19 protein-coding genes are annotated in these 23,744 nt (G+C 57.0%); 10 read left to right on the top strand and 9 right to left on the bottom strand.

The window, feature by feature from the left end:
• Positions 1-71: 71 nt before the first annotated feature.
• The 5 genes from MHH28_RS20700 to mprF all read left to right on the top strand — a co-directional run bounded on the left by MHH28_RS20700 (position 72) and on the right by mprF (position 7,414).
• Positions 72-1,022, top strand: a complete 951-nt coding sequence (locus MHH28_RS20700) for a ring-cleaving dioxygenase (RefSeq protein ID WP_405105078.1) — start codon at positions 72-74, stop codon at positions 1,020-1,022.
• Positions 1,019-1,636, top strand: coding sequence for an alpha/beta hydrolase (locus MHH28_RS20695; protein WP_405105076.1), 618 nt, complete (start codon positions 1,019-1,021; stop codon positions 1,634-1,636). The genes MHH28_RS20700 and MHH28_RS20695 overlap by 4 nt, the downstream gene beginning before the upstream one ends.
• Before the next feature lie 533 nt (positions 1,637-2,169).
• Positions 2,170-3,396: a multidrug effflux MFS transporter gene (locus MHH28_RS20690; protein ID WP_405117199.1), complete on the top strand. Its 1,227-nt coding sequence runs from the start codon at positions 2,170-2,172 to the stop codon at positions 3,394-3,396.
• On the top strand, positions 3,393-4,259 hold the full coding sequence (locus MHH28_RS20685; protein WP_405105074.1) for a DMT family transporter: 867 nt from the start codon (positions 3,393-3,395) through the stop codon (positions 4,257-4,259). Before MHH28_RS20690 ends, MHH28_RS20685 begins: the two co-directional genes overlap by 4 nt.
• Positions 4,260-4,759: 500 nt before the next feature.
• Positions 4,760-7,414: a bifunctional lysylphosphatidylglycerol flippase/synthetase MprF gene (gene mprF / locus MHH28_RS20680; RefSeq protein ID WP_405105072.1), complete on the top strand. Its 2,655-nt coding sequence runs from the start codon at positions 4,760-4,762 to the stop codon at positions 7,412-7,414.
• Positions 7,415-8,220: 806 nt separating this feature from the next.
• Here mprF and MHH28_RS20675 read toward each other — a convergent pair.
• The 6 genes from MHH28_RS20675 to MHH28_RS20650 form a co-directional block, all read right to left on the bottom strand.
• Complete coding sequence (locus MHH28_RS20675) at positions 8,221-9,153, bottom strand: IS3 family transposase (protein ID WP_405104868.1); 933 nt, start codon at positions 9,151-9,153, stop codon at positions 8,221-8,223.
• A gap of 5 nt (positions 9,154-9,158) precedes the next feature.
• Complete coding sequence (locus tag MHH28_RS20670) at positions 9,159-9,473, bottom strand: helix-turn-helix domain-containing protein (RefSeq protein ID WP_052415919.1); 315 nt, start codon at positions 9,471-9,473, stop codon at positions 9,159-9,161.
• A gap of 209 nt (positions 9,474-9,682) precedes the next feature.
• Positions 9,683-10,540, bottom strand: coding sequence for an IS3 family transposase (locus MHH28_RS20665; protein ID WP_405117197.1), 858 nt, complete (start codon positions 10,538-10,540; stop codon positions 9,683-9,685).
• 11 nt (positions 10,541-10,551) lie between these two features.
• Complete coding sequence (locus MHH28_RS20660; protein ID WP_405105070.1) at positions 10,552-10,848, bottom strand: transposase; 297 nt, start codon at positions 10,846-10,848, stop codon at positions 10,552-10,554.
• 328 nt (positions 10,849-11,176) lie between these two features.
• Positions 11,177-13,195 (bottom strand): ATP-binding cassette domain-containing protein, encoded by a 2,019-nt coding sequence (locus tag MHH28_RS20655; protein ID WP_405105066.1) that lies wholly within the window; start codon positions 13,193-13,195, stop codon positions 11,177-11,179.
• Positions 13,192-14,004: an ATP-binding cassette domain-containing protein gene (locus MHH28_RS20650; protein ID WP_405105064.1), complete on the bottom strand. Its 813-nt coding sequence runs from the start codon at positions 14,002-14,004 to the stop codon at positions 13,192-13,194. The genes MHH28_RS20655 and MHH28_RS20650 overlap by 4 nt, the downstream gene beginning before the upstream one ends.
• A gap of 223 nt (positions 14,005-14,227) precedes the next feature.
• Here MHH28_RS20650 and MHH28_RS20645 point away from each other — a divergent pair, with 223 nt between their 5' ends.
• Positions 14,228-14,836, top strand: a complete 609-nt coding sequence (locus tag MHH28_RS20645; RefSeq protein ID WP_405105062.1) for a biotin transporter BioY — start codon at positions 14,228-14,230, stop codon at positions 14,834-14,836.
• 439 nt (positions 14,837-15,275) lie between these two features.
• Here the strand turns inward: MHH28_RS20645 and MHH28_RS20640 are convergent, their stop codons facing one another.
• The 3 genes from MHH28_RS20640 to MHH28_RS20630 all read right to left on the bottom strand — a co-directional run bounded on the left by MHH28_RS20640 (position 15,276) and on the right by MHH28_RS20630 (position 19,590).
• A complete protein-coding gene (locus tag MHH28_RS20640; protein ID WP_405105060.1) occupies positions 15,276-16,760 on the bottom strand; it encodes an alpha-amylase in 1,485 nt (494 codons plus the stop codon).
• Positions 16,761-16,876: 116 nt separating this feature from the next.
• A complete protein-coding gene (locus MHH28_RS20635) occupies positions 16,877-17,722 on the bottom strand; it encodes a DUF72 domain-containing protein (protein ID WP_405105058.1) in 846 nt (281 codons plus the stop codon).
• A gap of 275 nt (positions 17,723-17,997) precedes the next feature.
• Positions 17,998-19,590 (bottom strand): histidine kinase N-terminal 7TM domain-containing protein, encoded by a 1,593-nt coding sequence (locus MHH28_RS20630; protein WP_405105056.1) that lies wholly within the window; start codon positions 19,588-19,590, stop codon positions 17,998-18,000.
• Positions 19,591-19,966: 376 nt separating this feature from the next.
• Here MHH28_RS20630 and MHH28_RS20625 point away from each other — a divergent pair, with 376 nt between their 5' ends.
• The 4 genes from MHH28_RS20625 (at position 19,967) to MHH28_RS20610 (ending at position 23,698) form a co-directional block, all read left to right on the top strand.
• Complete coding sequence (locus MHH28_RS20625; RefSeq protein ID WP_405105054.1) at positions 19,967-20,749, top strand: ABC transporter ATP-binding protein; 783 nt, start codon at positions 19,967-19,969, stop codon at positions 20,747-20,749.
• A 2-nt stretch (positions 20,750-20,751) separates the two neighbouring features.
• Positions 20,752-21,564, top strand: coding sequence for an ABC transporter permease (locus MHH28_RS20620; protein WP_405105052.1), 813 nt, complete (start codon positions 20,752-20,754; stop codon positions 21,562-21,564).
• Positions 21,564-22,418 (top strand): ABC transporter permease, encoded by an 855-nt coding sequence (locus MHH28_RS20615; protein WP_405105051.1) that lies wholly within the window; start codon positions 21,564-21,566, stop codon positions 22,416-22,418. The genes MHH28_RS20620 and MHH28_RS20615 overlap by 1 nt, the downstream gene beginning before the upstream one ends.
• Positions 22,419-22,588: 170 nt before the next feature.
• Positions 22,589-23,698: an ABC transporter substrate-binding protein gene (locus tag MHH28_RS20610; RefSeq protein WP_405105049.1), complete on the top strand. Its 1,110-nt coding sequence runs from the start codon at positions 22,589-22,591 to the stop codon at positions 23,696-23,698.
• The last annotated feature ends 46 nt before the right edge of the window (positions 23,699-23,744 follow it).

The raw sequence follows: 23,744 nt of genomic DNA, 5'->3' as shown, positions 1-23,744 counted from the left end.
GGCTGGCCTATCGATAGCATGTTTTGTCACGAAGGATCGTATCATACACTTAAATTCAGGAGGTCATACTTATGACTATGCAAACTGCAGGGATTCACCATGTTACCGCTTTTGTGGGAGACGCTCAGCGCAACGCCGATTTCTATGCCGGAATTCTTGGACTGCGGCTGGTTAAAAAGACGATAAATTTCGATGCCCCCGAGGTCTACCACCTCTACTTCGGCAATGAGCAGGGTGCGCCGGGTACAATAATCACCTTCTTCCCTTGGGCCCATGGCCGCAAAGGCAGAATCGGCGGCGGTCAGGTGGGCGTAACCACCTATGCTGTCCCGGCCGGCTCCTTCGGATTCTGGGAGCAGCGGCTGGCCGCTTACCAGATTCCTGTGACGAAGGTTACCCGGATCGGCGAGCCGTATCTCTCCTTCGCGGATTATGACGGACTGCGGATTGAGCTGGTGGAGCGGGAAGAGGGTGCGCTTAGCACCTGGTCGTTCGGCGGCGTTCCTGTAGAGCACGCGGTCAAAGGCTTCGGAGGTGCTGTCCTCTACAGCACGGCCCCGGACCGGACGGCAGATACGCTCTCCCGCACGCTTGGGATGGAGCGTATCGCTGAAGGGGATGGCTACATCCGGTACAGAGCTGCCGGGGATATCGGGAACATCATCGATCTGAAGGCTGCGCCGGTTCCGCACGGGGCTGGCGGCACAGGCACCGTTCACCATATCGCCTGGCGCGCTGCTGACGACAATGAGCAGCTGGAATGGGGCCGCCGGGTGCAGAGCCACGGCTACCAGCCGACTCCGGTGCAGGACCGCCAGTACTTCAATGCGATCTACTTCCGTGAAGAAGGCGGCATCCTGTTCGAGATTGCCACTGATCCTCCGGGCTTCGCCCGTGATGAAGCAGCGGATGCACTGGGACAGAAGCTGATGCTTCCGGCATGGTTCGAGCCGCAGCGTGCAGCTATTGAAGAGAACTTAAGTCCATTTGAAATCCGTGAAATCGAGGTGAAGCAGGTATGATCCATGTATTCAAACAAGGTACGGACGTAAGCCAGCCTACGCTGGTCTTATTCCACGGCACAGGCGGCAATGAACATGATCTGCTGCCGCTGGCCGAGCTGCTGGCTCCCGGAGCAGCGGTGCTGGGTATTCGCGGCAACGTGCTGGAGAACGGCATGCCGCGCTTCTTCCGGCGGCTGGCGGAGGGGGTCTTCGATGAGGCCGATCTCATCTTCCGCACCCGTGAGGTGAAGGAATTCCTGGATGAAGCGGCAGCGAAGTACGGATTCGACCCGGGCCATCTGGTTGCGGTCGGCTACTCCAACGGCGCGAATATCGCCGGCAGCCTGCTTTTCCATTACGGTGACATTTTCCGGGCGGCCGTGCTGCTGCACCCGATGGTTCCGCTGCGCGGCCTTGAGCTGCCTTCCCTGCAGGGGGTTCCGGTCTTTATCGGGGCAGGAACCAATGATCCGATCATCCGCTCCGAGGAGACCCGGGAGCTGGAAGCTCTGTTAAGCGGCGCAGGAGCAGAGGTGACCTCGCACTGGGGGAATCAGGGGCACCGGCTGAGCGCCGCGGAAGCGGAAGCGGCCAGGGATTGGCTGGCAGAGCATACCGCTTCAGCGAACTAAACGGCCATCATCTGTACAACCGCCTGCGGGCCTGCTAATCCTTACGAGGATTGGCTGGACCCGCAGGCGGTTTTTTGTGGTTCTGGTGATTGAGCGAGCGAGCGAGGGGTGCGGGCCAAATATATGCGAGAAACGAGCACAGGGGGCGAGGTCGGGAAGCACGGGGTATCGTGTTGGTTGGGCGGACATTGTTGCACTTAATGCAGGAATTTTCTGAATTTGTTACTGGGTTTAGCACTTTGTTGCATCTTTAGCAGGAATTATAGCGATTCGGTGCTTGTTGGGCTGCGATTGTTGCAGTTCATGCAGGATTAGCAAGTGGCCGGCTCCTATTGAGCAATATTATTGCATTTTCTGCAGGATTTCCATGCATGCCCTCCCTGCCGAGACACTCTTTCCCGCTGAACCAGAAATTCATTGAACAATCCTGCGGTAATCGGGTAGTATGGACAAATATATAAACGGACCTGAACATAAATGGCTCTGCCGTCTTACTAAAGGTTACGGTCAAGAAAGGATGTATCCTGTTCATGATGAAGCAAAATTCGATGACAAGCCTTGCTGCGAGCGGACCGTCGCGGGCACAACGGCTGCAGCTTGCCGTGATTCTGGGAGCCATCGCTACCATTGGTCCTCTGTCGATTGATATGTATCTGCCTGCCCTGCCTGCTCTTGGCCTCTATTTCGATACCAGTCCCGCCATGGTTCAGCTTACCCTAACCTTCTTCCTGCTGGGGCTGGCTTCGGGCCAGCTTGTGGCCGGACCGCTCAGTGATGTTCACGGCCGCCGGATTCCGCTTTTGTTCGGAATGATCATCTATGCGGTGTCCTCGCTGCTCTGCGCATTCAGCCCGTCGGTCGGACTGCTGATCGTGCTGCGCTTCCTCCAGGGTCTGGCCGGATCAGTAGGTGTGGTGATCTCCCGCGCGGCAGTCCGCGATATGTACAGCGGCCCGGAATTAACCAGGTTCTTCTCGCTGCTGATGATTGTTAACGGGCTGGGCCCGATCGCAGCTCCCGTCATCGGGGGGCAGTTGCTGAGAGTGACCGACTGGAAGGGCGTGTTTGTAGTCTTGTTCGTATGCGGACTGCTCTTCGCGGCGGTCATTCTGCTGCGGCTGCCGGAGACTCTGCCCAAGGAGCGGCGCATCCGCAGCGGGCTCAGAGGGACCCTGCGTACCTTCTGCGTCCTGCTGGGCAATGCCGGATTCATGGGCTACGCGCTCTCCCAGGGCTTTGTTACAGCAGGCATGTTCGCTTATATCTCGGGATCATCCTTTGTCCTGCAGATGATTTACGGGGTATCTCCGCAAATGTACAGCCTGATCTTCGCCGTGAACGGCTTCGGCATTATTCTGACCGGACAGATTGCCGGGCGGATGTCGGCTAGAGTGGGGGAGCGCAAGCTGCTGATCTGCGGCCTGCTGCTCAGTACTTCCGGCGGTATTCTGCTGCTGATTACCCTTCTCGCCGGCGGCAGTCTGCTGCCGATTCTAATCTGTCTGTTCGCTGTCGTCTCAAGTGTGGGTCTTGTGAGTACAACCAGCTTCTCGCTGGCGATGCAGGATCAGGGGGAGACGGCAGGCAGCGCCTCCGCGCTTCTGGGTCTGCTTCCCCTGCTGCTAGGGAGCTGCGCAGCACCGCTGGTCGGACTTGGCGGGAGCGGCTCGGCTCTGCCGATGGCGCTGGTTATCGCGGGAGCGGGCCTCCTGTCCATTCTGTCCTACCTGCTGCTGTGCAGACGGGCGGTTCAGCCGTGAGCCGCAAGGATTTTGCTACCCTGCTGCTGCTTGCTTTTGCCTGGGGGGCTTCCTTCCTGTTCATGCGGATTGCCTCGCCGGAGCTCGGTCCGGTCTTCACAACAGAGCTGCGGGTTACTATTGCCGGGGCTGCTCTGCTGCTCTATGCGCTGCTGACCCGGCGCAGGCTGGGCCTCCTGAAGCACTGGAGATCCTTCCTGCTGCTCGGTGCGGTTAATGCGGCGCTCCCGTTCACTCTGATCTGTATGGCTGAGCTGCACCTGAGCGCCTCGCTGGCGGCGATTCTGAATGCTACCACCCCGATGTTCGCGGCACTCGCGGCGTGGGGAACCCGGAAAGAGAAGCCGGGTGCGGCCAAATCGGCAGGGCTGATCATAGGCCTGGTGGGTGTGGGAGTGCTGGTCGGCTGGAGCCCGCTCCCGCTGACCGGCACGATTCTTGCTTCCGTAGGCTATTCGCTGGGAGCAGCGCTCTGCTATGCGTTCGGAGGATTATACGCATCACGTGTAGGCTCCGGCCTCACCCCGTTGGCGCTTGCTGCGGGACAACAGCTTGGAGCAAGCGTGGTACTGCTGCCGCTGGCGGTGCTATTTGCCCCGGATCACCTGCCTTCATCCGCCGCTGTATATTCTGTCCTCGGCTTGTCGCTGATCTGCACCTCGGTGGCGTATCTGCTGTATTTCCGGCTGATTGCCAGTGTCGGCCCGGTCAAGACGGTCAGCGTTACCTTCCTCGTACCTGTATTTGGCCTGTTGTGGGGCGTGATCTTCCTGCAGGAGCAGGTCTATGCCAACACGGTCGCCGGGCTGGTCATCATCCTGCTGAGTGTCATGCTGGTGAACCGGAGAGCCGGGAAAGGTTAAAGAGACGATAATATTCAGCTAACTTACGGATAGCGAAGGAAGATTCAACATCCGCGTATAGCCTTCCTGAAGAAACAGCATGCTGTGCCGAAAGCCGCCATTTTCGCGTGACAAGCCTCTCTGTTCAGGGGCGGAAATCCTGCGCAGCATTCATAAGCACGCGGACTGATTACAGTCCGGGTGCTTTTTTGAAATATAAGAATTTATATGTTTCACGCAATAACTTATCCTTATATTTCTCGCTGAAACGGTACCGTCCTTCAAAAGGACGGCAAAGCCGTTTCCACTTGACGGAAAATACAGATCTGTGTGCCTGGCGGGATTGCCGGCTAAATATCAATTCTGGTGCAGGGCTTCCCCCGCTCCCGCCGTCTAACCCTTGTAAGCGTGTGACCATTATACGGGTCTTCTGCTGTGGATCTTGCTATAATGGGTTCGTATGAAGAGGCTGAATAGGTTCAGGCAATCAGAGTGTTCGGCAGGTAAGGATAGGTGAAGTCATGCATAATGTAATCAAAACAAGATTGGAACGCTTCAAATTCGTACGGCTGCTTATATCCATCTACCGGATTAAGGCGGTGCGGGCGCTTTTTCCGCTGCTGATTATCGGGCTGGTCTATCTGGAGGGGCAGCATGAGCTGAAGCAGATTCACTTAGGCAAAATCATCCATGATCTCAAATCCGTTCCCGCACCGGCCATTGTGCAGATGCTGGGAATCTCGCTGCTGTCGGTGGCGGTTATGAGCACTTATGATTACTTGATCCGGCGGCATTTCCGCCTTCAGCTCGGCTGGTTGCGGACCTTCCGCTATGCCTGGATTGCCAATACGTTCAACAATATGATCGGGTTCGCCGGTCTGGCCGGCGCGGGCCTTAGAACGCTGCTCTATAAGCGGAGCAATGTGCCTGCGTCCCTGCTGGCACCGGCCATTGTGTTTCTGTCGCCGCTGATGATTACGGGGCTGTCGCTGCTCGGGTGGGGGACAATTACCGGACTTCTGCCGGCGGACCGGCTGCTGCAGGCCCATCGCTGGCTGGGTTTTGCGGTCTGGGGGATGGCGCTGTATCTGCCGTTCTTCGTGCTTCTCCAGCGTTCCGCCCTCTTCGCCAAATGGGTCAACCGGGGCGAGGGGAGAACTGCCTGGCTTACCGTGGGTGCTTCTGTGGGGGCGTCTTTCCTGGAATGGGTGTTCGCCGGGCTGACCTTCTGGTTCATCGCCGGTGAGCTGCTCGGGAACGCCCCGTTTCTCACGGTCTTCAGTATCTATGTAGTGGCCGCCATAGCGGGGATTCTAAGTATGGCTCCCGGCGGCATCGGTGCGTTCGATCTGATTGCGCTGCTTGGGCTCACCCAGCTCGGCATCAAGAGCGACCATGCCATGGCAGTCCTGGTCATCTATAGATTATTCTATTACATTATCCCCTGGCTGATCGGACTGGTGCTGGCCGCGCTGGAATTCGGGCTGCCGGGGACGAAGGGCGCGGAACGCAGCGGCGGCAGAGTGGAAGCGTCCCTGACGGTATGGCAGCGAATATGGGGCTGGCCCGGCCAGTATACCTTCCTTAGCGATCTCGGCGTATGGGCGCTCGGCAAGCTGGTCCTGGCCAGCGGTCTGCTTCTGCTGCTGTCTGCAGCTACGCCCGGGCTGCTCTACCGGCTGAAGGTGACGGAGGAGCTGCTGTCACTGCCTGTCATGCAGATCTCACATCATTTGTCTGTGCTGATCGGTTTTATGCTGATTCTGCTGTCGCGGGGAATCTCCCTGCGCGTCCGCAGAGCGTATGTCTGGACAAGCCTGCTTCTTTTTGGCGGGGCGGTCTTTGCATTTACGAAGGGATTCGATTACGAGGAAGCCCTGTTCCTGCTGCTCGTGGCCCTGATTCTCTGGATATCACGAAGCCGGTTCTACCGGATCAGCGTGCCCTTGAGCGCTAAAAGCACCTTATGGTGGCTCCTGCTGACTTCGGCGGTAGCCCTCAGCTATTACGGGCTGGGGAGTTACACCCATCACGGCTTCCTGAAGCATCTCCCGCCCGGAATCCAGCCGGAATGGCTGCGGCATCACAGCAATGTGGCCGTTACGGCTGCCGGCGGACTGATCTTCTCCTGGCTGCTGGTGACGATGCTGGTGGCGCTCCGGCCGCAGCGTAAGGCAGACGCGCTCTGTGCGGACAAGGATATGGCGCGGCTGGAGCGCTTCCTCTCGGAGGGCCGGGGCAATGCCTTAAGCCATATGCTTTTTCTTGGCGACAAAAGCTTCTACTGGGCCCAAGAAGGCAATGTGCTGTTTGCCTTTGCCAGAGTCCGGGACAAGCTTGTGGTGCTGGGTGATCCGCTTGGGCCTATGAATCTGCTTAATAACGGGATCAGCGAGTTCAGACAGGCTGCGGATTTGTATGGACTCTCCGTGGTCTTCTATCAGGCAACCCCGGCGTACCTTCCGCTCTATCATGAGCAGGGCTACCGGTTCTTCAAGCTGGGGGAAGAGGCGCTGGTCCCGCTGGCGGACTTCAGTCTTAGCGGTTCCCGGAACGCCAGCCTGCGGAGTGTGAAGGGGCGGTTCGAGCGCGAGGGCTACCATTTCGGGATCACAGAGGCACTGCATTCGAAGGAGCTGCTGCAGGAGCTTCACCTGCTGTCAGAGGAATGGCTGGCCGGGCGGCTGGAAAAAGGCTACTCGCTGGGCTGGTTCAGCGAGCCGTACCTTCAGCTCGCACCGCTGGCGCTGCTGCGCGGACCAGACGGCCGTCTGGCGGCCTTCGCCTCCATAGCCCCGGGCTATGACGGGCAGAAGACGGTCTCGGTGGATCTGATGCGCCATCGCAAGGATACCCCGAACGGCACTATGGATTACCTGTTCCTGTGCCTGATGGAATGGGCGAGCGCCCGCGGATACAGAAGCTTCAATCTCGGGTCTGCCCCGCTGTCCAATGTCGGGGGCCGCTTTGGAGCGCTGCGGGAGGAGAAGCTGGCCCGGCTGGTCTTTGAACGCGGAGGCCACTGGTACGGCTTCTCCGGTCTGCGCCGGTATAAGGAGAAGTTCAGCCCGGTGTGGGAGCCGCGGTATCTGGCCTATCCCGCTGCTGTGACTCTTCCGCTCCTGACCCTGGATCTGGTGAGGCTGGTCTCCCGCCATCCGCAGGAGGGGCAGTGAGATCCGCGTGCTGGCAGGTGTCGTGTTATGTACAATTATGTACTATGCAGAGAATGTAGAGTTGAATGAGGGATATGTGAACTGTGTCTGTTCAAACAAAATGCCGCTCTTCTCCGATAGCTGGAGTGGGCGGCATTTTGTTATTGTACAGGAAATAATGATTTCTCTATGTTGCGGCATCATACGAATGAGGAGTCTGAAATGTATATGGAAAACCGAATACAGCATGCTGACAGGAGGGTGCGTGAGCTGGATGTATGCGGAAACTGAATGCAATCGGTGCCACTGAAGTGTATGGGAAAAATGTATGCGGAAAACCGAACACAATGCGTCGCTACTGAGTTACATGGACGAATGTGTGCGATAAACCGAACACAATTGCTGCTGCGGGAGGAATCGAACAAATGTGTGCAGAAGGAGTAAATGAGGTGCACTAGTGCACCTGAAATCGCCGAATGTGTGCAGAAGGAGCAAATGAGGTGCACTAGTGCCCCTGAAATCGCCAAATGTGTGCAGAAGGAGTGAATGAGGTGCACTAGTGCACCCGAAATCGCCAAATGTGTGCAGAAGGAGCAAATGAGGTGCACTAGTGCACCTGAAATCGCCAAATGTGAGCAGAAGGAGCAAATGAGGTGCACAAGTGCACCTGAAATCGCCAAATGTGAGCAGCAGGAGTGAATGAGGTGCACAAGTGCACCTGAAATCGCCAAATGTGTGCAGAAGGAGCAAATGAGGTGTACAAGCGGTGCGACCCCCTTATCCCGGAGTCCTCCATATAAAATCAGTACTTGTCGTAGTCTTGCTCTTTATTTCGCTTTTTCTCTCGGCCAGAAGAAGCTGGAGCGGTCTTCTAGGGTCAGGACCCACTCCGCAAAGGTAGCTGGCGGCATGTTGCGAAGACTCGTATGCATTCTGCGATTGTTGTAAAAGTCCATGTACCGGTCCACCGCTTCATAGGCCTCTTCGAACGTGTCGAAGGCCTCTTTGCGGAACAAATCCCGATCGATATTACTGTGGAACGATTCAATAAAAGCATTTAAATCCGGCGTTCGAGGCGGAATGCGTTCATGGGTCATTTCCCAGCTTTCACACATGTCGCCAAACAGATGGCTGACGAACTGGGGGCCGTTGTCGGTGCGGATCACCGGGCGCGCGCTGCCAGGGGCGCAGTGTTGCTCCATGGCGCGTCCCAGCGTCTGGCAGGCGTGCTTGGCCTCACACGACGATCCGCGGTGATAACCGACGATGACCCGGGTAAACACATCGATAATGCTCAGAACGAAGAAATGCCGGTCCCGTCCTGCCACATATCCGTATTTAATGTCCATCTGCCAGAGCTGGCCCGGGCCGGTAATGACTCGGTTCTCCGGCAACTTCCGGGGATGCTTAAAGCGCTTCTGACGCTGGGGCTGCAGGATCTCCAGCGCCTGACATAGCCGGTAGCTTTTCTTGTGATTGAGCCTCAGCTGGTGCTGGTTCCACAAGCACTTGGCCAGCAGCTTGTACCCGTACACGTGCTCTTCTCCAGCGACCAGTTCCAGGAGCATTTCCTGGATCTGCTCGTCGCTAATCTTCTCTCCCGATTCGGTCAGAGAGTAGCCGGGTACGGGTCTTCCGCGCCCCTGGAGTACGGCCTGTGCATCCTGTGACTTGCGTTTCTTACGGTCGTAGTACGTGGACTCTGCGAGCCCGATGAGACGTAGTACCAACGCTGCGGAATATCCCTGCTTAATGAACATCTCGGCTACCTCGATTTTTTCGGATAAGCAGGGGTTGGCTTTTTTAGCAGTTCACGCAGAATCTCAATCTCTAACTCCTTTTCACCGAGCATCTTCACCGCCTTCTCGTATTTCTGCTCGACGTCCAGGAGGCGCTTCCGTTCCTCCACCTGATCCTGGGGATACGGGTGATCTTGTTCTCCATGGGCTTCCCGGTAATCCCTCACCCACTGATTCACCGTTGACGGAGTCACCCCATACTTCCGGGCAACCACCGCCGCCTTAATGCCAGACAACACCTCTTGCGCGGCCTTCTCTCTTGTTCCCGTTAGGTGTCCCATAGTGTTCATCCTCCTCCTGTATCTAGTCTACCTTTTTGTGGGGGAGGACTCCAACTTCATTAGGGGGCTGTGGAGCAAGTGCCCCTGAAATCGCCAAATGTGAGCAGAAGGAGCAAATGAGGTGCACAAGTGCACCTGAAATCGCCAAATGTGTGCAGAAGGAGCAAATGAGGTGTACAATGGACTCCTGTCAAGAAAGTAGACAGCAACTACATCGTTTTTCGCTTAAATGTGGCTGCAAACTGAACCGGAGAAACGTAACCCAGCGCCCCATGGATTCGTTTGCGGTTGTAGAAAAATTCAATGTACTGGAAGATGGCATCATACGCCTGTTGCTTCGTTTTAAATCGATGCCAGTACACCAACTCTTTTTTTAAAAGGCTGTGAAACGATTCGATACAGGCGTTATCATAACAGTTTCCTTTGCGGCTCATGCTTGCAGTCATCTGGTACGTCTTGAGGCGTTCCCGGTAGTCGGCAGAGGCGTACTGGGAGCCCCGATCCGAATGATGAATCAAGCCCTTCCCGGGGCGTTTCGCCTGATAGGCAGCGTCCAGAGCGTCTTGTACGAGGTCAGTGGTCATTCGGTCGCTAAGCCGCCAGCCGACAATCTCCCGGGTACACAGGTCCAGCACGCTCGCCAAGTACATCCGTCCTTCCCGGCAGGGAATGTAGGTGATATCCGCCACCCACGTCTGGTTCGGCTTTTCCGTGTGAAATTGCTGGTTTAACAGGTTGGGGGCAATGGGTAACGGATGGTTGGAGTCGGTGGTGCATACCCGAAATCGTTTCGCGACACAAGAGCGCAGACCGAGTTCCTTCATATACTTTCCTACGGTGCGTTCACTGACCCGGTGCCCTTCACGTTCGAGGAGAACCTTGATTTTGGGACTGCCATAGCGACCCTTAGAGTCATGGAAATGATAGGCTATCCGCTTTAATAGCAACGCTTTGCGGGTGGATTGAGGGCTGGGCTTCGCTGTTCTCCATTTGTAATACCCGCTCCGGGACACCTGAAAGACACGGCACATCTTCTCCACAGGGAACTCGGAGCGATGATCTTCAATAAACTGAAATCTCAGTTCTTTGGGTTGCTGAAGATGTGCACTGCTTTTTTTAGGATGGCCATCTCTTCGGTCAGGTCTGCAAGCTGCTCTTCCCGCTCCTTCAGTTGACGTTCCAGCTCTCTGTACTTATCTGGAGTCACGATGGGCTCATCCTGAAACTGCCGGTACTGTCCCAGCCATTTATGCAACGTTTTGGCGGGGATGTCCAGCTCCAGGGCCAGTTCCGCCACCGATTTCGTCTGTTCCTGGATGTACTTGACGGTCTGTCTTTTGTAGTCTTCATTGTAGCTTCTCCGTGTTCCACTCATGGGGACACCTCCTCGTTAAACTAATTATCTCTATTCTCTTAACGGGTGTCCACGGTTAACACTAACAGCACAAGTGCCCCTGAAATCGCCAAATGTGAGCAGAAGGAGCAAATGAGGTGCACAAGTGCACCTGAAATCGCCAAATGTGAGCAGAAGGAGTCCAATGAGGAGCACTAGTGCACCTGAAATCGCCGAATGTGTGCAGAAGGAGCAAATGAGGTGCACTAGTGCACCTGAAATCGCCGGAGGCCCCGAGAAGTGGGCAGATGGTTAATTTGTTCTCTGAATGTTTCTGCGTCTAATTTGCTCCCCTTCATTCCGCATCGGGTCAGTTAATCCGGGCGACCCACCACAGCAAGGCGGCAGCCGCCAGGATTGCCAGCGCTGCCAGCATATCGCGCCTGCTCCAGCGCAGCTGATAGACAGGGGTCCGCGGCTTGGCGGGATCATAGCCCCGTGATTCTACGGCTGTCGCCAGCTCGTCGCCCATGCCCAGGACAAGGATCAAGAGAGGCACGATGATGAGGGCGATCTGCCTCGGGGACCAACGCGCCACCCCGCGGGCCCGTCTTCCGCGTGAGCCCAGCGCAAGCTGCAGTTGGGTCAGCTTGCCGAGAATCCACGGCACGAACTGCAGGGTCACGGATACGGCAAGCGACCAGTTACGGGTGCGGATGCCCAGCTTCCGCAGCGGAGCGATGCCCCATTCCAGCCCCTCGCGCAAGGGGGCGCCGGTGGTGGTCTCAGTGAACAGGAAGCCCAGGGCAATCAGCAGCAGGAAGCGCAGTACGCTAATTCCTCCGCGCACCAATCCGGCATAGCTGAAGCTGAGCGGTCCGAGCACGAAGTCAGGGGAGCTCCAGCTAAGCCCGGACAACAGCCAGAGGAACAGGAACATCAGCAGGAACGGGCGGAAGAAGCGGAAAGCTCTACGCCAGGAGATGCGTGCCGAAGCCGCCAGTCCGGTCAGCAGTCCTGCGGTAAGCAGCAGCGGAAGGAGCGTGTTCATCCCTAACAGGACCAGCGAACCGAGGATCATCCCCAGCCATTTGGCGCGGGGATCAAGTCGTTGCCAGCCAGGCCTGCGGGGAGGGGCCGGCTCCTGTCTCGGGTTGCCGGGCTTGATGATCGCCTGGGCCGTCTCCGCTCCGGTGGCTTGAAGGGCATGTGCCCGGTGCCGGATCTCTGCTGTGCTGTATTGCGCACCGTGTTCGCTGGCGTTGCCATACTGCGCACTGTGTTCGCTGGCGTTGCCATACTGCGCACTGTGTCCGCTGGCGTTGCCATACTGCGCACTGTGTCCGCTGGCGTTGGCATACTGCGCACCGTGTTCGCTGGCGTTGCCATACTGCGTGCCGTGTTCGCTGGCGTTGCTATACTGTGCACTGTGTTCACTGGCGTCACTGTGTTCGCTGGCGTTGCCATACTGCGCACTGTGTTCGCTGGCGCTGTCGTTCGGGCTGCCGGGTGGTAGGATGCCTCTGCCCGCAGCGGCCACATGGCCTGAAGGCTGGTTGTCCGTCTGCGGCACAGGCAGCGGGTGCTTCTCCAGTCCGGCCAGCAGCTCCTCCAGACTGTCCGGGACCGCTTCCAGCAGGCCGCGCTGCACCGCTCTGCGCCCTATGGAAGCATAAGCGGGAGGCGTAAGTCCGGCGTCTGCCAGCAGTCCGGGGTCGGCTGTCAATGCCGGAGCGGGGCCGTCATAATAGAGGGTGCCCTGCTTCATCACGATGACTTTGTCGGCTACCGGCAGGAAGCTGTCCAGATCATGGGTGCCGATGATCAGGGTCAGACCGCTCCGGCGCAGTTCCTGCACCCTTTCGAGCAGTGCCTGCGCCGCCTGCGGGTCCAGTCCGGCGGTCGGCTCATCCAGGATCAGGAGCCCTGGCTGTACGGCCAGGGCACCGGCGATACAGACTCGCCGCTTCTCGCCTCCGCTAAGCAGGAAGGGCGAGCGCCCGGCGAAGTCATCGTAAGCCAGCCCGGTCTTTGCCAGGGCGCTGGCGATGATCCCTGTGCGCTTAGCCTTGGGAACCCTGCGCTGCGTCAGGCCGTATTCGATATCCTTGTGCACCGTACCCGCGAACAGCTGAGTCTCCGGCTGCTGGAATACCATGGATACCGCTTCGGCGGTCTTAGGGTCCGCTTGCTTCACGTCATCGTAGAATATCTGCCCGGACGAAGGCTGTGCAAGACCTGCGAGCAGACGGAGCAGCGTAGACTTGCCGCTCCCGTTCACCCCGCAGAGGATGGTCAGCGTACCTGTAGGGATATCCAGAGAAATATCCTGAACGGCGGGCCTGCCGCCTTCATAGCCGAAGGAGAGCTGCTCCGCTTGAATTCTCATAGCAGCTCCTCCAGTTCCTGTCCGGTCAGCGGCAGCAGGTGAAGCGGCCAGCCCTGCTTCAGCAGCAGCTTCCCGACTTGGACGGCCGGAGAAGGAATCCATCCCAGTGCATCGGGCAGCTCCGAGGTATAGAACAGGCTGCGCGGGCCGCCGTCATAGAGCAACTGCCCCTCGCCCAGCACCACGATGCGCGGGCTTGCGGCCAGCTCCTCCATCCGCTGCGACACCCAGAGGATGGTGGTGCCCGTCTGCCATAACCCCCGGGCCAGCTCCAGAATGTCCGCTCTTCCCTCAGGGTCCAGCATCGAGGTGGCCTCATCGAAGATGATCATATCGGCTTCCAGTGCGAGGCAGCAGCCTACCGCCAGGCGCTGGCGCTCTCCGCCGGACAGCGTGGATACCTCTGTCTCAGCCTTATGGCTTAGTCCTACCTGTTGCAGAATCTCATGGATTCGTGCAATCATCCGCTCCCTTTCCAGTCCCCGGTTCTCCAGCCCGAAGGCGATATCCTCGAAGGGGGTGGAGCCAACCGTCTGTGCTTCGGGATTCTGAAATACGAGCTGCACCCGCTGCTTCACAGCCGTCCGGTTCTCCGGCAGACGCAGATCCAGTCCGGCCACGGACAGACTGCCGCCGGAGGGGAGGTTCAGTCCGTTGAAGGTGCGGATCAGCGAGGTTTTGCCGCAGCCGTTGGCCCCTGTGAGCGCTACCCACTCCCCAGGCTCTATATGAATGTTAATCCCTTGCAGTACCGTACGGCGATGCTGCCCGTCCCGCACGGACAAGCTTACATTATGTGCCCTGATCATCCTCATGCCTGCTTTCCGTCCAGCTCTAGTCAACAATTGCTCCCCATTATAACAAAGATTTCAGGATTGATGTATCTGGAGGGGGGTGTTATAGTGATCCCAAGTGAAAACGGCTTTGCCGTCCTTTTAAAGGACGGTACCGTTTCGGCGCGAAATAGAAGGATAATTTGTAGCGTGAAACATATAACTTCTTATATTTTAAAAAAGGGGGAGCCTCCCGGGCATGAAGAAATGGACAACCCGCGGCCTGATATTCAGTGCCTTATTCGCCGCTGTAATGATAGCTCTGAGTTATTTGAAAATTTCGCTGCCCTTCTCCACGGTTCCGATTACCATGCAGACCCTTGCGGTCATGCTGGCTGGTTCTATCCTTGGGGCCCGTTACGGGGCGCTTGCTGTACTGATTGTAATCGGGCTGGCCGCTGCCGGATTCCAGGTGATGGGCGGAAGCGGCGGATTGGCGGTCCTGGTTGGCCCTACCGCTGGATATATCTTCTCCTGGCCGTTCGCGGCCTGGCTGATCGGCTTCTTCGCCGAGCGTATCAAGCAGGACAAATATACCTTCGTGAAGCTGCTGGCCGCTAACTTTATCTTCGGAGCGCTGTTAGTCTATGCGGGCGGGGTAGGGTGGTTGGCCTATTCCACAGGTATTGATTCACTCGCCACAGCATTGACGGCAGGCATGTGGCCGTTTTTTCCGGGCGACCTGCTCAAAGCAGTCTTGTGTTCGGCTGTAGTAACAGCCGTATGGAAGGTATATCCGATCGAACGTATCCTGAACAATGATACGGGCGTCTGGGCGGACGGGGACAATACAACCACAAGCCGCTAACCGCAACAATGAGTTACTGCCTGCAAGCTGTGTCTTGCTCAGTATAAATAGGCGATTTCATAGCCCCTGCGGCGTGAAATTGCCTATTTTTCATTATTCACAATAGGAATTCTGTGAGGTTCATCAGATGTTGTGCATTCTGTGGATAAAGTGTGGATAACTTCGGGGATAAATCCTGTTTGCTGAGCTCGGAGTGGGCCGAATGAGTAAATGAGAGGGATATATCCCATAGGTTGAGCTGAAAGCGGGCCGGATGAGTACCAGATGAGCAAATGAGTAACTTGTTTTCGTTTAAGGGAGTAATATATTTCTTTTGTGGATAATTTGTGGATAATTTGGGAGTTGTGTTGGTTAAGTGATGAAGTCGCAGAGGAATAGATGGGATTTGAAGAATGCCGCCCCCGTAACAACAGGGACGGCATTATATGTGTTTAGAAGCTCATTCTTCCGCGCAGGAATCGGCAGGCTTCGGCTCGGGCAACGCCCAGACAGAGACACTGCCGCCGTTCACCGGGAAGACCGCCCAGCCGTCTTCGCCGATGGTGATTAACTCCTCGCGGTTATGGGTGAAATCCTCCCATTCTTCTCCGCTGCGCGCTTCGCCCACGAACATCCGCTTCTCTCCGTTGTCCCCGTTCGAGATGACTACGGCGCAGCCGGAGCCTTCGATCTCCTCCACCCCGCGCCGTACCCAGCCGATGGTGTTAGGATGGTCGAAGTAATCATCCTGTTCGCCGTAAGCCTTGGTATAGCGGGCACAGAGCAGAGGGTCGATGTCGTCCTTCTTGCCTTCCATAGGAGCAGGTCCGCCGATGCCGTAATAATCCCCGTAGAAGACAACGGGATATCCGTCGCGCCGCAGCAGAATCAGAGCGTAGGCGCTTTGCTTAAACCAGTCGCCCACCCAGGACTCCAGTGCCTCATGCGGCTGGGAATCGTGATTATCCACGAAGGTGACGGCATTGGCCGGATGCGTCTGGACCAGCGTATCGTCAAAGATATGCGTCAGGTCGAAGTCCCGGCCTGCCAGCGCAGCGGAGTAGAGCTTGTAGTGCAGGGAGACATCGAACAGATCAATCTGGTAATCGACGGTGTTCAGGAATTCGCGGCAGGCCTCCAGGTTGGAGTTCCAGAATTCACCGACAATGTAGAAGTCTTCGCCGCGTTTCTTTTTCATCTCCATGGCGAATTCCTTGATGAACTCGTGATTGATATGCTTGATTGCATCCAGGCGGTACCCGCTGCATTGCAGCGTATCGACCAGCCACTTGCCCCAGCTCAGCATCTCTTTCTTCACATCGTCATTGCTGTAGTCAATGTTGGCGAACATCAGATAGTCGTAGTTGCCGAATTCATCATCCACATTCTGATTCCAGCTTCTATTCGTGCCGTCGATCCGGAACACGCCGTTGCGGCCTTCCTTGGCATCGAAATCGGTTCCGTTGAAGTGGGTATGATTCCATTTGAAGCTGGAGTATTCATCGCCGCGTCCGGGAAAATCAAATTTGGTCCAGCCTTCAATCTCGAACGGCGGGGAGATATCCTTATTGCGGTCGTTGGGGTCCACTTCGATGACTTCGAAGACCTCGGTCTCATCCGCTCCGGCTTTATGGTTCATGACCAGATCGACATAGACGGCAATGCCGTTCTTCAGGCACTCGGCAATGGCATCGATCAGCTCCTGTTTGGTTCCGTATTTCGTGCGTACATCCCCCTTTTGGTCGAACTCACCCAGGTCATAGAGATCATAGACCCCATAACCGGTATCTTCCGGGGAGACTGCTTTGGTAACAGGGGGAACCCACACCGAATCTATTCCCGCCGCCTTCAGTTCCGGGGCCATTTGGGCCAGGCGTTTCCAATGTTCTCCGTCCGCCGTGACATGCCATTCAAAAAATTGCATCATAGTATGGTTTCTCTTCATACGGGTAGGCCTCCTTTACATGTGTAAGACGACTCGGGCAGTGATCTGATCTGGCAATTCTGGTAATGCTGGCACTTCAGCAAGGAGTAGAAGAGATGTATGTAGACCTCTGTACATCAGGTGAATAAGTCCAGCTGGCGCGGAGCCAGTCCGCCGTCGATCCCGAGCAGCGATTGCAGCTCCTGGGCATTAGGAGTGGCATCCCCGGCAGAATTATTATTGAAAACCACGTAGATTTCCTTACAGGTCTGCTCAAGCTCCAGCAGCCGGTCCCGCCACTGCGTCAGTTCCGCGGTGCTGTAGCGGTAGAGATAGCGCAGCTTGCGCCAATCCGGGTGGCTGCTCTGATTCCAGCCTGCGGTATTGCGGCCGTGCAGCCGCACGTAAGTGATGTCCGGCCGGGTGGCCACAGGGACAATCGGGATCGAGCCTGAGCCCGCCTGCGGCTCGTCGGCTATCGTATGAATCCAGCCTTCCTGCGCAAGGAACCCGAGTGTCCGCTCACGCATTTCCGGGCTGTACCAGGAATCATTGCGGAATTCGATGGCGGCGGGTACATCCAGCAGCCGCTCCTTCGCCTCGCGCAGGAAATCGACGTTATCCTTGGTGCAGTCGAACCAGGGCGGGAATTGAAACAGGGCCATAGCCAGCTTCCCCGCTGAGCGGACAGGAGCGATAGAGGTATGAAAGGCCCGGTACATCTCCTCCGGCGTGTCGTAGTAATTCTTTTTCCCCCGCAGATGTCCGGTCATTCCCTGATAAGCCTTCACAATGAACTGGAACGAATCCGGTGTCTGACGTACCCACTTCTCGTAATTTCGGACCGGTTGAACCGCATAGAAGGAGCTGTCAATCTCCACGATGGGAAAATGGGCGCTGTAGGCGGGCAGGCGGTCGGCAGGTTTGATTTTGCCGTACAGCTCCTCATGGTCTCCGAATCCGGTGAGCCCAATCTTAATCATAGTACCCCCTCCGTGTCGCTTATGCCTGATTTTCGACCGAACGGATCGGCTAACTCTTATTAAACTGAAAACCCGGCAAAGCAAACAAGGGCAGTGCAGGAATGACCTGAATCAGGGCAATGCCAGGAAGGAACTGGAGAAAAAACGCGGCTATGGGAGCTGGTATCACCAAAAGAGCAGGCAGATATACCCGGCGGGTGCCTTTTATTCTTATGCAGAGAGGGAGGAGGAGGTGCCCTTGGGCGATAAATTCAGGGATTCAGGGGCCGCCCCCATCACATAGGCTTGAAGCGGGTGATGGAGGAGCCGCCGGACAGATGAACGCTATTACGGCCGTTCCGCTTGGAGGAGTAGAGGGCATGGTCCGCTTCAGAGAGCAGCTCTTCCAATGAAACGCTGCTGCGGGAGGCCTCGGCCACCCCGAAGCTTGCCGTGATAGTAATCGTTCCGGACAAGGTGGAAAAGCTGCTCTGCTCAATGTTCCTGCGGATGCGCTCGGAGATCTGGGCGGCCTGCTTCAAGGCAGTTCCCGGGAGGCTTAAGACGAATTCCTCGCCTCCATACCGTCCGAAGACATCTTCCTCCCGCACATGAAGGCGGCATACTCCGACTACGTGCTGCAAGGCCATATCCCCAATCTGATGCCCGTAGCGGTCGTTAATGCTCTTGAAGAAGTCGATATCCAGCAGGATGACCGAGAAGGGGGCATCGGCTTCGGCGGCTTCCTTCAACCGCTGCCGGCTCAGCTCCATGAAGTGGGTCCGGTTATAGATGCCGGTCAGGCTGTCGATGGTAGCGAGCTGCAGCAGCTTCTCCTGGAGCAGGGTGCGTTCGGTAACATCGATCAGCATGATCATCCGCCCGGCAAGGTGGCCGTCATGCTTCTGCACCGGGGAGGAACGGACCTGATAATAGCGGACTTCTCCTCCGGAAAGCCACACCAGCTCCTGCTCCTCGCTGACCTGGGGATTGGAATTCATTACATAATCGACAGCCTCCTTCCCGGCAGGCAGGAAGAGCTGGGCCAGCGGACGGCCGATGGCGGCGGCATCCAGATCCTCCAGCATCTCGGCAGCGGCGCGGTTATAGTCCACCAGCTTGTCGGAGAGATCCATGACCAGTACGCCGTCACGCATGCTCTCGAACAGATTCTCGCGGGCAATCGGTGCAGCGGTCAGCATCCCCCGGGACAGAATGGCCCATATATACAGGGACGAGGTTACGCTCATCACCACAGGCACAGGGTCCATGCCATACGGGGTCAGATCCATCAGATAGAGGAAGGCCCCCAGGGCAGGAAGGAATTGTCCGACAAAAATAATCAGCATTTGCCGCAGGTAAGCCCGTCTCATCCGGCCCCAGCGCCAGAGGATCAGGCACATTCCGGCCAGCATACAGCCGAAGGTCAGACTGCCCTGGACGATGTACCAGGGTCCCATAACGATATCCACCAGCGGTGCAGGCGCGCCCTCCCGGAAATAGATGGACTGATAGAACAGGTGATGGGCGTCGTTGGTCCATACCAGCACCGTGGAGATCAGGGGGATGGAATAGAGGAGGACCAGCAATTTTCGGGAGACCAGCCGCTCCAGACCGACGAAGTGCATGATCATCATCAGGCTGGAGGGTGCAATGTACGGCATTCCGAGATACTCCAGCTTGATCCAGAACTTAATCTCTTCCATAGAGTTCCCGGAGAGCTCAAGCGCGAAGGCGAACGTGTACACCGCCGAGGCGGCGGAGCTGACGATGAAGGCACGCAGTCCCGAGAAGTCGGTCTTTCTGTAAAAAGCAAACAGGGCGAGCAATGCGTTCAGCACACCGGAGATCGAAACGATAATGATATAGTTGGAAATCATGGATGCCATGGGTAGCGCCTCCATGGGTTGGAATGGGCATTGGACATGGTGAATAGTCTCCTGAACACAAGATTGGATGCAGCAAGATTTAGATGTAGTTAGATGATAGCACACATCGGCATAGATGACATTGGACAGGCGGCGGGGTTATTTTGCGGTTAGTATTTTTATCGGCAATCCGTTCTATTCTTTACACTGTAAGCGGCCCCCTAGACAAAGTGACGGATTTTCACAGCCCCAATGTTACGCTTTGTCTAATGTGGGATTCGCGGGCACAGTGTAACATGTTAATTAATCCTACATGGATCGGGATTAAGTGCAGCAATGCAGATGGTCATGTTATGTTAATTGACTTTGAATAGATTCAGGGATAGGGGGACTGGAGATGTCACTAGTAGCGGCGAAAATTCCTGAAATACAGCTGGACCATATCGAAATGCGTTATCAGACGGAAACGGCGGATGTGCTGGCCCTGCATCAGGTCAGTCTCAATATTGCCAAAGGGGAGTTCGTCTCCCTGCTGGGTCCTTCCGGCTGCGGAAAGACGACTCTGCTGAGGCTGATGGCAGATCTTATAACACCGACGGCGGGAAATATCAGGGTGGCAGGCAAGAGTGCCAAGGAGGCACGGCTGGCCCAGAAATACGGAATCGTGTTCCAGAGTCCGGTGCTGTACGACTGGCGGAAGGTCAAGCATAATATTACGCTGCCGCTGGAGCTGCTGGGCGTCAAGAAATCCGTCCGTGAGGACAAAGCGCTGGAGCTGCTTGAGCTCGTGGGCCTGCAAGGGTTCGCCGACAAATATCCCTGGCAGCTCAGCGGAGGGATGCAGCAGCGCGTAGCGATTGCCCGGGCGCTCTCGATGGAGCCGGAAATTCTGCTCATGGATGAGCCCTTCTCGGCGCTGGATGAATTCACGCGCGAGCGGCTGAATGAAGAACTGCTCTCCGTCTGGAGCAAAGTCCAGAGCACGATTGTATTCGTTACCCACAGCATTCCCGAATCGATCTTCTTGTCGGACCGGGTATTCGTCCTGTCTCCGCATCCGGGCAGGCTCTCGGCGGTTGTCGATATTCCGCTGCCCCGTCCGCGTACGGCAGAGATGAGGAACAGTCCGGAGTTCTTCGGGCTGATTGCCCGTATCCGCGACAGCTTCGAAGGGGTGTAGTGATGAAGCTGAACCGTGCGTTAATGCGGGGGCGTGCACTGCCGCTGTTTGTCTGGATCTGCGGCCTGCTGGTGCTGTGGGAGGCGGTCTCCTGGTGGCTGCTGCATGTGGCGAAGACGCCGCTGGCCCAGTCCAAGCTGCCTTATGTCCATGAGGTGGCGCTCACCCTGTGGCAGTACAGCGGCACCCTTCTCCGGGAAGGGGGAGCGACCTTCGGCAATGCCGGGGTGGGCTTCCTGATTGGAGCACTCTCAGGGGTGCTGCTGGCCGTGCTGATGAGCCTCTCCCGGACGATAGAGCAGCTCGCCTTCCCGTATGCGGTTGCTTCACAGATGATTCCGATTCTGGGGCTGGCCCCGATTATATACGGGATTGTGCGGGATGAGCAGCTGTCGCGGATCATCATCTCCGGCTACATCACCTTCTTCCCGGTGGCGCTGAATATGCTGCGCGGTCTGCGGAGTGTGGATCCCTCTGCGCTGGAGCTGATGCACTCTTATGCCGCTAAGCCGTGGGCTGTATATTGGAAGCTGCGCTTCCCGGCAGCGCTGCCGGGGCTGTTCAGCGGGCTGAAGATTGCGGCGCCGCTGGCTGTAACGGGCGCAATTCTGGTTGAGCTGATGGGTGCGCAGCGCGGAATCGGGGTTATTATGCTCCGCAATCTCTATTACGGTCCCTCCCACACGTATATGTTCTGGTCCACAGTACTGGTCGGTGCCTTGCTGGGTATGGCCAGTTATTGGCTGATGAGTCTGGTGGAACGTCTGGCAGCCCCCTGGCAGCCGGAATTCCGTCCCCAAGGAGGCGGACGCTGATGGAAAGTAATTCAGTCCGTGAATTCCCGTCCTCTAACAACATTATTGCGCCAGATGCGGACCAGAGCGGAGATCTCGGGAAATTCCTGAAATGGTTGAGCCCCGGGTTCGTGCTGCCGCTACTTGCCGGAGCTTTGTTCCTGCTGCTGTGGGAGCTCCAGATCTTTCACCGCATCTTCGATCTGAAGAAATATCAGCTGCCGCTGCCCTCCGCCATCGCTGAAGCGATGCGGGACAATCTCAGTCTGCTGCTCTCCTATACCGGGTATACCCTCACCGAAGCCGTTCTCGGCATGCTGATCGGCTCTGGCCTCGGCTTCCTGATTGCTCTGGCCGCTATAGCCTGGCCCCGCTGGGGCGGCGGGAGCCTCACGATGACAGCTGCGCTCAATGCGGTTCCCATTGTGGCGCTTGCCCCGATCATGAACCTGTGGTTCGGTGACGGCATCGGCTCGCGGGCGGCGATTGTGACCGCGACCACGATGGCGGCGATGGCGATCAATGCCTATAAGGGCATGACTGCTGTAGACCCGCTGGCGCTGGACCTGATGCATTCCTATGCGGCAGGCAAGCGGGCGGTATTCCGCCATCTGCGGATTCAGAACAGCCTGCCTTATGTATTCACTGCCCTGAAGATCAACGCTACGGCGAGCATGATCGGGGCGATTGTCGGGGAGTTCTTCTTCTCCTCGCGGGGGCTGGGTTATCTGCTCTCGAACTCCATTAAGGTGGCGAAGATGCCGTTGGGCTGGTCCTGCATCGTGCTTGCTGCGGTTGCCGGAGTGATCTTTTACCTGGTTGTGGAACGGCTGGAGAAGGTATGTATCAAGTGGCATCCTTCCCGGCGTGTGTAGTGCCCGCAGTACCGTATTGGACATTGCACAACCGTCGATCTGTTACATCCGGCTTATGTGCTGACAGGAGATAGAGAAGCTGCCAAGCACAAGCCGTATGTATATAGCAACAAGAGACAGCCATGCTGTGTTAGGCCGGATGACCAAAAAAAGTGGTAGGGGGAGTTGCTATGATGAAGGGTAGACAGGGCAAAACTCGTGGCGGGTTATGGCTTGCGGCGGCTCTAATGCTGATCTCGCTGCTGGCAGGCTGCGGCGGCAACAATAACGCCGCTCCCTCGGCGGCAGAAGCGACTGCGGGGAATGCGGCGGCAGCTTCGCCGGAAACTGCGGCAACCACAGAGCCGGCAGCGGAGCCGGTTACCGTGAAGCTTCAGCTCAAATGGGTGCCGCAGGCCCAATTCGCAGGGTACTTCCTGGCGCAGGACAAAGGGTATTATACGGCAGAGGGGCTGAAGGTCGAGATTCTGCCGGGCGGGCCGGATATCGTGCCTGAGCAGCAGGTGGCGGGCGGTTCGGCCGATATTGGGGTAGACTGGGTGGCGAGCCTTCTGACCAGCCAGGAGCAGGAGATGCCGCTGGTGCAGATCGCCCAGATTTTCCAGAAGAGCGGACTGGTGCTGGTCTCCAAGAAGGAGGCGGGCATCACTTCACCGGCGGGGCTGAAGGGCAAGAAGGTGGGCAACTGGATGGGCGGCAATGAGTTTGAGCTGCTGGCGCTTTTTGATAAATACAAGCTGGATTCAGGCAAGGATCTGAACTTCACCAAGCAGGGCTTCACGATGGACCAGTTCCTCGGCGGCGAGCTGGATGCGGCTTCAGCTATGACCTACAACGAATATCAGGTGGTGCTGGAGTCGGGCATTAAGGCAGAGGACCTGAGTGTCATCGACATGAATGACGAAGGGGTGGCGATGCTTGAAGACAATCTGTTTGCCAACAAGGAGTGGCTGGAGGGCAACAAGGAGACGGCGGCCAAGTTCGTCCGTGCGTCCCTGAAGGGCTGGGCGGATGCGATTGCCGATCCCGAAGCGGCTGTGGACAGTGTGATGAAGCTGGCGGAAGCGGGCAGCACGACCCGGGAGCATCAGCTGACGATGATGACGGAGGTAGCCAAGCTGATCCAGCCGGAGGGCTTCGATGCTTCCAAGCTGGGCTATACGGATGCTGCCGCCTTCCAGCAGACCGCCGATATTGCGCTGAAATTCGGTGTCATTAAGACCGCTTCCAAGGTAGAGGAGGCTTACACGAACGAGATTGTGGAGATGGCGGCGAAATAACGGAATACCTGCATAGCAGCAACGGATGGCCGCCCGGGTAAGGCGG

Source organism: Paenibacillus sp. FSL K6-1217 (genome assembly GCF_045040735.1).
Classification (GTDB): domain Bacteria; phylum Bacillota; class Bacilli; order Paenibacillales; family Paenibacillaceae; genus Paenibacillus_AQ.
This window is presented reverse-complemented; position numbering and strand designations above follow the sequence as displayed.